The sequence below is a fragment of the Methylomagnum ishizawai genome, from assembly GCF_019670005.1.
Lineage (GTDB): Bacteria > Pseudomonadota > Gammaproteobacteria > Methylococcales > Methylococcaceae > Methylomagnum > Methylomagnum ishizawai.
On the sequence record NZ_AP019783.1, the window covers coordinates 504,965 to 518,241 of the forward strand.

Consider the following 13,277-nt stretch of genomic DNA (forward strand, 5'->3'; position numbering starts at 1 on the left):
TGTGTGCGGATACGCCGCAAAGCCGTTAGGGAGCGGTATCCAGGGGACCGCATTTGGAAAGATGGATTCGGGAGCGTTCCCGAGAAACAGGGTGGCCGGGGTGGCCGCCACAAGAAAATTTAATGTTCAACTCAGTGCTAGCTAACATAGGAGAGCAATACATGGATACGCGCAAACTTTTGTGCTTCGATCCCACGGGAACCGATAACGGCGTGCTGGACGCGCTGCGTGCCAGGGGCTGGGATATCATCACCGTGACCCGGCTCGACGAGGCCAAGAACCTCATCGATGCCCACGGCTTCCACTTGGGCATGGTCTTGTTCGGTTCCCGCGAACAAGCCGATATTTCGCCCATCCAGTCGCTATTGGCGATGCGCTATCCCATGGAATGGATCGCGCTGCTGCCGCCGCAAGCCCTGCATAACCGCGAGGTTTGCCAACTGATCGCCCAGGGCTTCTACGATTACCACACGCTGCCGCTCGATCCCGAGCGCCTGCAATTCACCCTCGGCCACGCCTATGGCATGGCCTTGGTGATGAAGCGCCTGCGCGCCCAGACCCCGAGCCACGGCGACGAGGGCATCATCGGTTGCAGCCCCAAATTCACCAAGCTGTTCGCCGATATCGAACGGGCGGCCGGCCTGGATGTTCCGGTCTTGGTCCGGGGCGAGAACGGCTCGGGCAAGGAAATCGCCGCCCGCGCCATCCACCGCCGTTCCATGCGCGGCGATAGGCCGTTCATCGTGGTGAGCTGTGGTGCTTTGCCCTCCAACCTGATGATGTCCGAACTGTTCGGTTTCGAGAAGGGCGCGTTCGCCGGGGCCTACCGTACCAAGGAAGGCAGCATCGAGGCCGCTTCCGGCGGCACTTTGTTCCTCGACGAAGTGGGCGAATTGCCCGCCGACCTCCAGGAGGTCATGCTGCGCTTCCTGCGCGAGAAGACCATCCGCCGCGTGGGGGGCGACCGCGATATTCCGGTCGATGTCCGCATCATCGCCGCTTCCCATACCGACCTGGCGAAAGCCGTCGCCGATGGGCATTTCCTGGAAGAACTGTACCAGGCCTTGAGCCCGTTCGTGGTCAATGTGCCTTCCCTGCGCGAACGCCGCGACGATATCGAACTGCTCGCCAAGTATTACCTCGACCTGTTCGTCAACGAGAAATATCGCCACATCAGCGGCTACACGCCCGAGGCGGTGACTTCCATGCAGCGCTATGAATGGCCCGGCAATATCCGCGAGTTGATCAACCGCGTCCGCCGCGCCATGGTCATGTGCGAGGACCGCTGGATCACCCCGCAAGACCTGGGGCTGAACGTGGTCGAACCCGGCACCACCAAGTTCCAGGGCAATGTGATGACCTTGGACGAAGCCAAGGCCGAGGCCGAGAAGGAGATCATCCAGGTCACCCTGCGGGCGACCGAGAACAATATTTCGCGGGCGGCCCGGCAACTGGCCGTGTCGCGCATGACGCTCTATCGCCTGATGGACAAGCACCGCATCCGCAACACCGCCGCCGGCCGGGGTTGAACCTTCCCTCCCAGCCACCGCTTCCGTGCGGTGGCTCGCTCCGGGGCCGCGGCCCCTTCCGTCCCGGCCCGTCTCCCTGAAGATGGGCCGGGACGCGATTCCTTCCCCTCCTTATATCGACAACGTGATCCCGAAGTTCGTCTTGGATGGCGGTTTGGCCGACCCGGATTGGCCTTGGTATTGAGCGCTATTTCACAAACCGTCGGTCTGGTCCGGGCGCGGCTTTGTCAGAATGTGCCGACAGGGCTAAACTTTGGACGTTTTTCTTCCCTTAAACCCCAAGACAGTCGGTTCCACCCGCCATGCTGCTTCAGGAAATACCGGCCTTGCCCTTCGCCCTAGATGTCCAATCGGCCACCGCGTGGCTGGATCAACTACCGCTGGGCAATATCCGCGAGTGTTGCCAGCGGTTCCTGCCGGTGCAGCAGGCTTTGAATGTCTATCCCATGCCCCTGCAATTGCGCTTCGAGTTGCTGGAGCGCTGCCACCCGATGGTCCAGGGCTTGGAGCGGGGCTTGATGCCCCATTTCATCGACGCCGTTTTTCCCATGGAGGAAAAGGCCCGCAAGATCGCCAGCCTCGCGGCCCGCTTCCATCTCGAGGCCGCGCTCGGCTATCGGCAACTGGTGGAGGCTGCGGCGTTCCAGGAGGCGTTCGACGCGCCGTGCCGTTTGTTCATCTATCGCCGTTGCCTGGAACACCTGCTGCAAAGCATGTTGCGCTCGGCCCAGGTCTACGAGGCGCCGTCGTCCTCGGTGCTGTCCTCGTTCCGCAGGCTGTATCGCCATGCGGCGGCGGCGGAGGTGCTGGACGCCACCGCCGAACTGGAGGGCAGGCCACCGGTGGTTTTGCGCGATTTGTTCCTGCGCTTTTTCTTGTTCGGCCTGGCGGTGCCGCGCGGCCTGCCGCAGGATGAGACGCAGCGCTTGTTCGATGGGCTGGCGCTCCTGGCCAAACAGGGTTCGCCGGTCGCGGACGAGGCCGGTTTGCGTTCGGCGTTCTGCTTCGATCCCGAGGAGTTGGATATTTTGGTGCCGGTCGCGCCGGGCGTGCCCGCGCCGGCGGGATTGCCCTGCGTGTCGGCGGAACGGGCCTTGTCGGTCTTGCGCGAAACCTTGCGGGCGTCGGTCGCGCCCGAATCCCATCCCCTGCGGCGGGTTTTGCCGCGGCTCGGGGATCGCCTGCCCTGCCTGGAGGCCGCCGGGGGGCGCCGGGTCTCGCTCGCCACCGGGTTCAAGGCCGTGGTGCCGATGCTCAAGGATATCGAGTTCCGCCGTTCCAAGCCCGGCCGCCGTGCGGAAACCTGGGCGGGCAACGAATTGGAACTCGCGCCGTTGGACAGCACCAAGCTCCACACCGCGCCGCGTTTCACCGGGCGCACCCTGGCCGAGGCCGTGGTGGCGAGCGAGACGGCGGAGAAAAACCGCATGGTCGAGGTGGTGCCTTCGGAATTGCCGGGTTTCTATCTGTTGGATTCGGGGCGGTGGATGTTGCGGGCGGGTTCGTTGATCGGACTCAATTCCGACGACGAATGGGTGCAACTCGGCGTCCTGCGTAGCGGACAAATCCGCGATGGCCGGTTCTGGCATAGCTTCGAGCTCTTGGGGGCCAATCCGCGCTTGATCCGGGCCAGGAACGAGCGGCTGAAGGACGGGGTCCGCAACGCGGTGTGGCTAGAGGCGTCCGAACCGGACGGGCAGGTCGGCCTGCTCACCGAGCCGTGCAAATGGCGGGGCGGGGACGGGGTGATGCTGGATTTCCCCGGCGGCAAGCGCCGGGTGTGCATCGTCAAACTGGTGGAGGCTTCGCCGTCGTTCTACCGCTATACGCTGACCGAGTCCGGGGCGGAAGAAGCGATGGCCTAGCCGCCGGGCCGCCGCCGGGATTTCACAAGAACTTCCAATGCTTGAAGCAGGCCGCCTGGCCGCAGATCACGCCGCGTGGATCGAGCAGGTTCCACACCGTGGCCGCCTCGATCAGGAAGCGCCGTCCATGCCGTCCGATGCGGACCCCCTGGTAATCGTCGATGTAACCCCGCTCGGCCACCCGCGCCAACAGTTCCGCCCGCGCCTCCTGGTTGATCCTCTCGGCGGAGAGCCGGGAAGGCAGCGCGGTGAATTCTTCCCAATCCATGGCGAACAGGGCCAGCGCGGTCTGGTTGGCGTAGTTGAAGAGGGGGTCGGGGGCGGTGTCGTGGGACACCACCACGAAGGGCGCGGCGAACAGGTAGCGGGCGGCTTCCTCGTGGGTCAGGCGGGGATCGAGCAGGGGGCGGCCCGTCCAATGGCGGTGGCTGTCGCGCAAAAGGGCGACATGCTCGGCCAGATAGTGGTTGTCTTCGCTGGGATAGGGTGGGGGAGCGGTCATGGCTGGGGTCCGGGAGGGTTGGGCGGCGGCATCCAGGGATGCGGATCGGCCCAGGATTATAGCCATTACCGGACGGGGCGGCGGCAGGACTGGGAAAAAATGGACACCGAAGGCGGAACGCTTGAGGATAGCTCGGAAGGGTGCGATTAACGGCGGGAAGTCAGGAAGATCGAAGAGGAGGTTTGGCCGGCCCTCGGTGTCCCAGTAGAAGAGGCTATGCGCCGACCTACGGTGCAGGTAGCGTGCCGAAAGCCGATTCCGCCTTAAAAACAAGGATTTATTCCCGCCGGTCGCCGGTGTGCGCAACGCGGGTTCGGGGAAATACCACAGTCTTTGCGCCGTATGGCTTAGCGGACGCCCATGGGATGGAATTGAAAGGAGGATGACGATGTTCGGTTTCCGCAAGGGGGTACGGGACACGGAGCCCGTGCGTAGGTATGGCGGGACGCTGGTGTATTGCGGGCGCGATACGGAAGGCTTGATCGAGGTGGTCGATAGTTACGGGGTGCGCGCCCTGCATTTCGGCACCCCGCCCCGGCAGAGCGCCATGGCCTTGGCCGAGCCGGAGCGGCTGGAGCTGTCCTATGTCCGGGCCATGCTGGCGGGATTGATGTTCACGCCCGGGCCGCGCCGGGTGTTGGCGCTGGGCCTCGGGGGCGGGTCGCTCGCCAAGTTCCTGGCGCGGAACTTCCCGGACTGCCGGATCGAGGTGGTGGAATTCCGTGCCGCCGTGGTGGAGGTGGCGCACCGCTATTTCGGGTTGCCGGAAGCGCCGAACCTCGCCATCCATATCGGCGACGCCCGCGAGTTCGTGCGCCGGGAAGCCTTGGCCGGGGCGTCCCTGTATGACCATATCTTCGTCGATATCTACGACGACCGGGGCTTGTCGGCCTCGGTCAACGAGCGCGATTTCTTCGCCGCCTGCGCCCGGTTGCTGGAGCCCTCCGGGGTGTTCGCCCTCAATCTGTGGGGCAGCGACCGCGATTCGTACCGCGAGGCCGTGGACCTGCTCCGCCAATATTACGGTAGCCACACGCTGCGCCTGCCGGTCATCGGTCGGGGCAATATCATCGGCTTCGGTTTCGGCCCGGACGTGCCCAAACCCGACCTGGAGCGGCTCCGGCCCGTCTCCCGTGGGTTGGAAGCGCGGTTGGGGGTGGAGTTTCCCCGGTTGTTGCGGTCGATGGTGCCGATGGGCTGGCGTTGAACGGCCCGGTTTCCCGCGTTCCCTTTGCCCGCGCAAACTGAAGGTTGCGCTCAAGGCTTTCTGGCAACCCTAGCGCCATTCCGAAAACATGCCATTGCTCCCGCCATAGGGTCCGGCCTAGCGCGGACCCCGCTTGCCAGCGTCCGGGTGCCCACCGCCCGGATACTCCAATCCCCGAACACCCCCGCCCGGGACATACCGGGTTTGGGGATGGGCTAAACCCCGCGCTACATTCCGGTAAAAGTTTGGAACTTCTATAGGACTGGATTCGGAATATAATCCCCGCTAGCCGATGGGGTGGTATCCGGTACTGGGACTGTTCCATGGGGCCGGGCGAAAATGTGGAACTACATCCGGGAACCAGAAAGATGCTATACGGGCTATTCGAGTTGCTACGGCAAGCGCTCAACGAGTTCCGGGGACTGAGCGAGGATTTTTATCGCTGGGTGGCCGTCGCGGTGATATTGGCGTGTTTGGTCGAAGCCTTGTTCTGGCTGTCCGGGCGCTTGGTGCTGCGGGATTGGCGGCCGGGGTGGATTTTGGGGGGCGTGGCCGGGTTGTGGTTCCCGCTGACGTGCCTGATCTTCTTGTCGCTGCCCGCCACCGCCTATCTCAAGCCCGCCGCCGAAACCATCCTCAAGACCTGGCAAACCGGCTTCACCCACGATGACGCCTGGAACCAAGAATCCTTCCGTCAGCAATACTGGGCGGTCCAAGCCCTGAAAACCCCCGACGGCCAGCCCTTGGAAAACTTCTCGGGCTATCCTTCCCCGGAACAGGGCGGCACCAAAATCCCCGCCAGCCACCGCGAATCCCAATCCGCCATCGCCACCATCGATTCCAACCGCGTGGCCGAGCATTTCCAGACCCGGCTGCCCTTGCTCGCCCAATTGCTGTGGGCGGACGAGCGGCCTTTGCCCGAGGTCTTGCGCGGCGACATGGAGAAATTCTTCCGCGACAATCCCGGCACGGCCTACGATCATTTCAAGGCGGTGCAACTGGCCGGGACCGAAATGCAGCGCCTGCTCGAACAGAAGATCGGGCGGATCGTGCTGATGGCCCGCCTGGGCTTGGCCGGATTGCTGTTGCTGTTGTGGCTGCCCTTGTTCGCGCTGGCCGTGTATGACGCCTGGAAGCGCTTGGAACCCACCACCTTGAAAGAATGAGGCGATCCTTTCCCGGCCTTGGGCTTGGCCCCGGCCATTGACGACGCTTGGAAAAAACTCGAACCCATCACAGGAAAACCATGAGCAATAATCATCTCATCATCGGTCTGGGCGGTACCGGCGGCAAGGTCATCAAGGCGTTCCGCAAAGGGGTGTACGAAGAATTCCGTAATGTCGAGCCTATCGGCCCGGACGGCAAGCACCATGTGGTGCATATCGGCTATCTATATGTCGATTCCAGCGCCAACGACCTCGCCGCCAGCGAGCGCTGGCGCACCCAGGGCGATATCGGTGCCTTGATCGCCCTCAACGAGCGCCACCGGCTCTCCATCGCCCACAACGATTTGCAAACCCGCTTGCGCGACCGCGAGCATTTCCCGGTCACCCACCGCTATATCGGCAATCCCCAGCTGTGGACCGATATTTTCAGCCAGATGAACGTGCAGCAGGCGGCGGGCGGGCAGATGCGGCGTTTGGGCGAAGCTTTGTTCGAGCCGCAATGCCAGGCCTTCGTGGACCGGGTGAAAACCTTGTGCAACGAGTTATCGGGCACCAGCGGGGTCCAGGGCGTGAGCTTCCATGTATGCTGCGGCCTGGCCGGCGGCACCGGGTCGGGGGCGTTCCTGCATGTCATCGCCCAGTTGCGCCGCCATTTCGCCAATTCCAGGGAATTCCCGATCTTCCTCTATCTCTTGTTACCCGAGCCCAATTCCGAATGGGCCAGCAATGGCGAGCGCACCAATTATTACGCCAACGGCTATGCCGCCTTGCAGGAACTCAACGCCTACCTGCTGTCCGATCCCAAGGACGGTCCCAACAAGGGCGGACCGCTGTTCACCCCCTACGACCTCACCGCCAATACCGGCTCGGCCCATCGTTTCGAAAACATCGCCGCCGGGGGCCGCACCCATCTGCTGGACCGTCTGCAAGGCTGTTTCGTGCTGTCCAATATCAACGAGCGCGGCCTCGTGATCGGCGTCAAGAACGAGGAAATCCACAACCTCATCGCCCAACTGGCGTTCCAGCGCATTTTCCTGATCGATAGCGCCGACGCCGGTCAATACCGTCCCCTGCGCGATGCCATCACCCTGGAAAACACCATCATCGACGACGAGGGCCAGACCACCGATCCCACCCAGAAAGTCCGTAGTACCCGCTTCCTGAGCTTCGGGCTCAAGCGGCTGCTGGTGCCGGAGGAAGAAATCCGCGAGCATTTCGCCGCCAGTTTCGCCTCGCAGGCCGCTTTGCAGATGCTCTACAACAATTGGCCCGCCGAAACCGCCACCGCCTTCGTGGACGAGAAGAAAAAGACCGCCTTCAAACTGGACGTGCAGAAGCAGGACAAACTGGCGGGCTGGAAGCTCAGCGACGAGCAAATCACCCTGAGCAAAGGCATCCTCGCCACCGAGATTTCCAATCAGCGCTGGAAACCGATCCAGGAAACCTGGAACGATATCGCCCCCCATCTCAAGACCGATGCCTGGGAAGGTGGCAGCGGCAATGGCATCGACCCCCGCCTCGACCGGCTGGAAACGGCGTTCCAGGATTACTACAACGATAGTTTCCGGGGCGTCGGGGTGGATAAGCTGTACGAGGCCGTGGGTCGCGACGTGGGCCTGCCCGACCGCCATGTCGCCGAAATCTGCGATACCGTCGAGCAATGGATGTTCGGCCAATGGCAGGATGGCACCTATTCGGTGACGGAATTGGAGACCTTCCTCGACGATTTGATCGAGGATTTGGAGCGCCGCCTAGGGACCATTCCCGCCCGCTTGGAGGCCATCAAGAAGAGCCTGGGCGGCCTCAACGAGCGCATGGACGACAATAGTTCGCGCTGGGCCAAGATGGGTATCTTGGGCCGGGCGATGGGAAGGCCCGGCGATATCTTCAACGCCCAGGCCGATTTGCTGACCGAGGTCTACGAAAAGCGCACCTTGATCCAGGCTTGGACCTTCGCCGAGAAGCTGCTGCGCCGGGTCGTTGCCGAACTGCGCGACCGTTTGCGTCCCAGCTTGGCCGAATTCCGGGTGGGCCTGTCCCAGGTCAACGATTTCTTCCAGCGCCGCCGCGGCCAGACTTGCCAGGACGATGCCGCCAGCAACGTCGAAACCGCCAATGTCGTGAAATTCTACGAACCCGCCGGGGTCCGGCGCTTCTGCCGCAGTTTGCTGGAACTGGAGCAGATGCAGCGCAGTTGGGCCGGCGTCCTGCGGCGCAAGGCGGTCGATACCGCCGCCGAGAACAAGCAGCGCAAGAGCGGCCGGGAAAAAGGCTTCGCCATGATGGTCCAGCATTTCATCAAGGAAACCGACGCCATGCGGGTGTTCGAGGACGTGGCGCGGCAGAATGCCGAACAAGCCCACGACGAGCGCACCGGACCCAACAACCGCCATTTCGGCGTCAACATCGTCATCAAGCTGGCCGAGCAATTCGCCGACCGGGAAAAGCTGCGCGATTACATCAAAACCCTGGTGCGTAGCTCCCTGACCTTCATGCAATGGCGCGGCGTGGAATTCGGCGGCGGGGTCGGTCCCAACTCCATGCTGGCGGTCAGCCTGCCGCGTTGCGACGAACGGGCCTCGTTCCGCGAGGAACTCAAAGCCCTGTTCCGGGACAGCTTCGAGGGCAAGGTGGAAATCATCGACAGCGGTCGCCGCAGCAACGAAATCTGCCTGATCGCCTTCAAGTACGTGTTCCCCCTGCGCTATCTGGAGCCGGTGTGGCAGCTCAAAGAGCGCTATGACTACCGGCTCAATGTCGGTTCCCGCGAGCGGGCGTTGTTGGAAGTGCATATCGAGGACCATCAGCCCGCCTTGCCCGGCCTGTTCCGGCCCGCGCCGGGCGAGGCGGGCAAGCGGGTGTTGCCCGCTTTGCAAATCGCCGCCGCGCTTGGGGTGTTCGAGCAAACCTACAACGATGCCACCGGCCAGCAGGAACGCAAGCTCAAGCTGTTGGATGCCGATGGCCGTCCGCGTTTCTTCTATTACCCCGATGTCTTGCTGGGCTTGTTCGACGCGCCACCGCGTCCCGCCACCGAAACCGCCGTCCTCAGCGCCTTGATCGGGCAACTGACCCAGGAGCAATCCGAGGCGGTGGAAAAACGGGTGAGGGATGCCTTGGCGGCGGAGCAATACCGCATCGCCACCGCCCGCGAGGAACTCAAGCAAAAGCTGCTGGCGCAATTGGAGAATGTCCAGCGCAACCGTAACCACAATGAGCGCGACCCGATCTACCTCAAGATGGACGAAGCCTGCGGGGCGGCGATCCAGCGGGTGATGGCGGTGCGTTGAGCGGGGTGGGACCATGGCGCTGAGACAAGGCAGGTGCAGGAATTACGGGGTTTGCCATTTCGCCGACGACCGGCTGTTGCAGGCGGTGGAAGCGGGGGCCGAATTCGTGTGCGGCAATCCCGAATGCCGGTCGCCCCTGGCCGAAAGCACCGGCCAGGGCGGGCCACCGGATGGTGTCGTCCGGCGCAGGCTGGTCCTGGGCGCGGGGGTGGTCTTGTTGGCGGGGCTGGGTAGCGGGTTGGGGTATTACCTGTCGCGTCCGGCGGTGGGGGGGATGGCCGCCGCCGAAGTATCCGGGTTCGCGGGCGGCGGCGTCACCGCCATCCGCAAGCCCATGGAACAATGGATCGATGAATTCGCCGCCCCGCCCGCCCAAGCCCCCGAAACCATGCCGCCCGGCAAGCTGCGGCGGGCCTGGGAGGCGGTAGGCCGGATCAAGGCGCGGTCGCTCGATATCGATGCGCTCAAGCAGGCCGGTCAGCTGGTTGGCAGCGAATCCGGCCTGCTGAATCCCGTGGAGGGGGCCCGGCTGACCCCGGAGCAGCGGAGCCTGGTTGGCCAGGAAAACCAGGATCGGCGGACCTTGTTCGCCTTTGTGGCCGAGTATTCCAATCCCGCCACCGAGTATGAGCGGGTGGCGAACGAGTATGCGCGGAACCGCTGGCGGGAGTGGTCGCCGAAATAGCTTGTGTATAACCCTGGATAGCTTAAAGGGGGGAGCATGGTTAATCCGTTTATTGATAAGTCATCGCTGGTGCTTGCGATTGTAGCCTTCACGATCATCGTGGTGGTGGTTTCTATCGCTTGGATAGTTACCAATGATGGCAAAGATAGGTACGCAAGAATTGAGTATGTTGAAGGTTCATACCGCTGGGGTGCTGAATATGCTTCTGCTAGTGGAAAAAGTGTTGTCAAGCATCATGATTCCATAGATTTTCATGATGAGAATGGAATTAAGCGAGGGGATATTGTAAGGCCACGGGAAAGTTCCAGCAAAACCATGGACCAATGGATAGAGGAAGCCGGTATTCATCGTTGAATGGATGGCGCTATGAAAGCCCCGGCCAATATGTCAATGTTGCTATTGTTGGGCGTTCTTCCGTGGCTTGTAGTGGCTGAAGCAATGGATGCCGAGTGTGATGATCAACAAGGCTCCGACTATCTGGAATACCAGAAAGTTGCCGACAGGATGAAAGGGCGTGAGAATGATGTGGTTAGAATTAAGCGATCCGGGCGTGTGATTGGGAATGAGGACGGATTGCTATATCTGGTGCAAAATCATGGGATTAATATTGTTATCTCTGATTATGATATGGAAATTTTGAATGAAGAAAACTCGGATAGGCGAAAATTGTTTTCGCTTATTGCGAAATGCGCTGTGCCCCAGGTTGATTATCATGACGTGGCCAATAGGTACGCTAGAAAAATATGGAAAGAATGGCCGATAATAGATTATGGGTATACGGATCGATCAGTGGTAGAGCATAGGTAGAATAAAGAGGAAATCATGGCTAAGAAAGCGGGGCGCTGCAAAAACTACGGCGGCTGCGCCAAGGCCGAGCAACGCGCCATCATCGACGCCGACGAATTCAATTTCGTCTGCCCGGAGTGCGGTTCTGGCCTATCAGATTATGTTCCCCCCAAACCCACGGGACCGAATTGGCCGTTGCTGGTTGGGCTTGGGTTGGTTGCGGCCGGGGCGGTCGGCGGTACGGGGTATTGGCTGCTGTCCGGCAAAGACAAATCGGAAGCCGCGCCGGTACCGACACCAATCGTTGCCAATCCCTTGCCAGCTTCCGCCCGTTGCGTGCCGCAACCCTTGCTCCTGCCCGGCAAGCGCAGCCTGTACGAGCGCGTCCTGACCCGGCCCGGCGCGGTCCTGGCCGCGCAACCGGGGAGCGGGCAGGGCGAGGCCCAAGCGCCGTTGACCCGTTTCTATGTCTACCAACGGCAGACGCTGGGCGGCGAGGAATGGCTGCAAGTCGGCGGCAGCGCCGAATGCAAGCCGGAGGGTTGGCTGCGCGGTGCTTCCGCCGTGGCTTGGAAGCAACAAATCACCGTGGTGTTCGACAACCCGGCGGGCCGCGAGCGGGTCTGGCTGTTCAAGGACGATGCCGTTCTCGAACGGATCGCCAAATCCGCCGATCCAGGGGCGGCGCTGGTGGCGGCGCAGGGCGGGAGCGATGCCCCCATCGTTTCCGCCGAACCCAAGAACTACATCGACTTCAACCAGAAGTTCTACCTGCTGCCGATCACCGATTTCCGGGAAATTCGCAATGTCACAGGAAAGCCAATGCGCTTGCTGCGAGTCCATGCGATTTCCCAAAAAAACGACGGTGGTGGTGGAAAGCCTGAGCAGCGTGGGGCGGCGGTGATGTTTGTCATCGATTCCACGTTTTCGATGATGCGTTATATCGACGCCGCCAAAGAGGCCATGCGGCAGATTTTCCACCAGTTAAGCGAATCCCCGGTGGGCAGGGAAATCCACTTCGGTTTGGTCACCTTCCGCTCCAGTACCCGCGCCGTGCCCGAACTGGAATATGTGAAGAAACTGGTGGTCGATCCCGGTTTACCCGAATCATCGGGCAATCCCGAGGCGTTTATGGCCGGGATCGAGGAAGTCAAGGAGGCGAGGAAATCCAGTGCGGAGTTCGACGAGGATGCCTACGCGGGCCTGATGGAAGCGCTGAAGAAGGATATCGCTTGGCAATCCTACCGCGCCAAATACGTGATCCTCATCACCGATGCCGGAGCCTTGAATCCGGGCGATCTCGACCGCGACGGGCAACCTTTGTCGGAGACCGGCATGAAAGCGGGGGAAATTCGCCAGATCGCCGCGCAAGACCGTAACGTCACGTTGTACGCGATCCACCTCAAGACCGTGGGCGGCAAAAAATACAACGACCACGCCAAGGCTGCCGCCCAATACCGCGAGCTGACCCAGAACCTCTACACCAAAGGGCCGCTTTATTATCCCGTGGAGAATGCCGACAATATCGGCGGTTTCAATGGGGTGGTCGATTGCCTCACCCAATCGATCATCGCCCACTACGCCAAGGTTGTCAGCCGGGACCAAGGCGAATCCGCGTATCACTGCCCGCCTCAAACCGACAACGAGGAGTTGAACCGGGTATTCCGCAGCATCGAGAGAGACACGGCGACTCTCGGCAATGCCCTCCGCCTCGAATATCTGGGCCAAACCTCGGGCGACCGTATCCCGGACGACTTCGCCGGCTGGATGAACGACCGCGACCTCCTGGACCCGGTGCGGCCCAATGTCGAGGTCAAGGTCTTGCTGTCCCGCAACGAACTCAGCAACCTGGCTTTGACCGTCAAGGCCATCCTTGACGCCGCCCGCGCTGGGCAGAAATCCACCGGGGAATTCTTCAATGTATTGAAACAATACGTCTCCGCATTGACACGCGATCCCGACCGTGCCCAAAAACTCAGCCTCGCCGAGATGGGCCTGTTGGGCGAATACCTGGAAGGCCTCCCCTACCAGAGCCATGTGATGAGCATGACTCCGGAGCGCTGGGCCGGTTTGGGGCCGACCGAGCAGGACGATTTCATCCGCGAGGTCGAGAACAAGCTGGAACGCTACAAAGATTACGAGAGCGATAACCGTCGCTGGATTGCCTTGGGCGGGCCGGACCCTGCGGTGGAGGACGGCGATAAGGTCTATCCCGTGCCCTTGGACGCCTTGCCCTGAACCATGGTC

At 61.9% G+C, this 13,277-nt stretch carries 10 protein-coding genes; 9 read left to right on the forward strand and 1 reads right to left on the reverse strand.

Annotated elements, in window-relative coordinates:
• Positions 1-161: 161 nt before the first annotated feature.
• Both K5658_RS02185 and K5658_RS02190 read left to right on the forward strand, forming a co-directional pair.
• Positions 162-1,529, forward strand: coding sequence for a sigma-54 dependent transcriptional regulator (locus K5658_RS02185; RefSeq protein ID WP_176225090.1), 1,368 nt, complete (start codon positions 162-164; stop codon positions 1,527-1,529).
• Positions 1,530-1,855: 326 nt separating this feature from the next.
• On the forward strand, positions 1,856-3,394 hold the full coding sequence (locus K5658_RS02190; RefSeq protein WP_221065358.1) for a hypothetical protein: 1,539 nt from the start codon (positions 1,856-1,858) through the stop codon (positions 3,392-3,394).
• Positions 3,395-3,416: 22 nt separating this feature from the next.
• Here K5658_RS02190 and K5658_RS02195 read toward each other — a convergent pair whose 3' ends face one another.
• Positions 3,417-3,896 (reverse strand): MEKHLA domain-containing protein, encoded by a 480-nt coding sequence (locus K5658_RS02195; RefSeq protein WP_221065359.1) that lies wholly within the window; start codon positions 3,894-3,896, stop codon positions 3,417-3,419.
• Between the two features lie 388 nt (positions 3,897-4,284).
• Here K5658_RS02195 and K5658_RS02200 point away from each other — a divergent pair, with 388 nt between their 5' ends.
• The 7 genes from K5658_RS02200 to K5658_RS02230 all read left to right on the forward strand — a co-directional run bounded on the left by K5658_RS02200 (position 4,285) and on the right by K5658_RS02230 (position 13,268).
• Positions 4,285-5,103 (forward strand): spermine/spermidine synthase domain-containing protein, encoded by an 819-nt coding sequence (locus K5658_RS02200; RefSeq protein WP_221065360.1) that lies wholly within the window; start codon positions 4,285-4,287, stop codon positions 5,101-5,103.
• A 368-nt stretch (positions 5,104-5,471) separates the two neighbouring features.
• Entirely contained in the window at positions 5,472-6,269 is a 798-nt protein-coding gene (locus tag K5658_RS02205) for a hypothetical protein (protein ID WP_221065361.1), read from the forward strand.
• An 80-nt stretch (positions 6,270-6,349) separates the two neighbouring features.
• Positions 6,350-9,559: a tubulin-like doman-containing protein gene (locus K5658_RS02210; RefSeq protein ID WP_221065362.1), complete on the forward strand. Its 3,210-nt coding sequence runs from the start codon at positions 6,350-6,352 to the stop codon at positions 9,557-9,559.
• A 13-nt stretch (positions 9,560-9,572) separates the two neighbouring features.
• On the forward strand, positions 9,573-10,244 hold the full coding sequence (locus K5658_RS02215; RefSeq protein ID WP_221065363.1) for a YdbL family probable chaperone protein: 672 nt from the start codon (positions 9,573-9,575) through the stop codon (positions 10,242-10,244).
• Between the two features lie 36 nt (positions 10,245-10,280).
• Positions 10,281-10,598, forward strand: a complete 318-nt coding sequence (locus K5658_RS02220; RefSeq protein WP_221065364.1) for a hypothetical protein — start codon at positions 10,281-10,283, stop codon at positions 10,596-10,598.
• A gap of 12 nt (positions 10,599-10,610) precedes the next feature.
• On the forward strand, positions 10,611-11,051 hold the full coding sequence (locus K5658_RS02225) for a hypothetical protein (RefSeq protein ID WP_221065365.1): 441 nt from the start codon (positions 10,611-10,613) through the stop codon (positions 11,049-11,051).
• Between the two features lie 15 nt (positions 11,052-11,066).
• Positions 11,067-13,268 carry a vWA domain-containing protein gene (locus K5658_RS02230; RefSeq protein ID WP_221065366.1) on the forward strand — a complete coding sequence of 734 codons (2,202 nt, stop codon included), beginning with the start codon at positions 11,067-11,069 and terminating at the stop codon, positions 13,266-13,268.
• The last annotated feature ends 9 nt before the right edge of the window (positions 13,269-13,277 follow it).

Coding starts and splice junctions, on each gene's coding strand:
- K5658_RS02185 (WP_176225090.1), top strand. CDS start 162: ATGGATACGCGCAAACTTTTGTGCTTCGATCCCACGGGAACCGATAAC.
- K5658_RS02195 (WP_221065359.1), bottom strand. CDS start 3,896: ATGACCGCTCCCCCACCCTATCCCAGCGAAGACAACCACTATCTGGCC.
- K5658_RS02200 (WP_221065360.1), top strand. CDS start 4,285: ATGTTCGGTTTCCGCAAGGGGGTACGGGACACGGAGCCCGTGCGTAGG.
- K5658_RS02205 (WP_221065361.1), top strand. CDS start 5,472: ATGCTATACGGGCTATTCGAGTTGCTACGGCAAGCGCTCAACGAGTTC.
- K5658_RS02210 (WP_221065362.1), top strand. CDS start 6,350: ATGAGCAATAATCATCTCATCATCGGTCTGGGCGGTACCGGCGGCAAG.
- K5658_RS02215 (WP_221065363.1), top strand. CDS start 9,573: ATGGCGCTGAGACAAGGCAGGTGCAGGAATTACGGGGTTTGCCATTTC.
- K5658_RS02220 (WP_221065364.1), top strand. CDS start 10,281: ATGGTTAATCCGTTTATTGATAAGTCATCGCTGGTGCTTGCGATTGTA.
- K5658_RS02225 (WP_221065365.1), top strand. CDS start 10,611: ATGAAAGCCCCGGCCAATATGTCAATGTTGCTATTGTTGGGCGTTCTT.
- K5658_RS02230 (WP_221065366.1), top strand. CDS start 11,067: ATGGCTAAGAAAGCGGGGCGCTGCAAAAACTACGGCGGCTGCGCCAAG.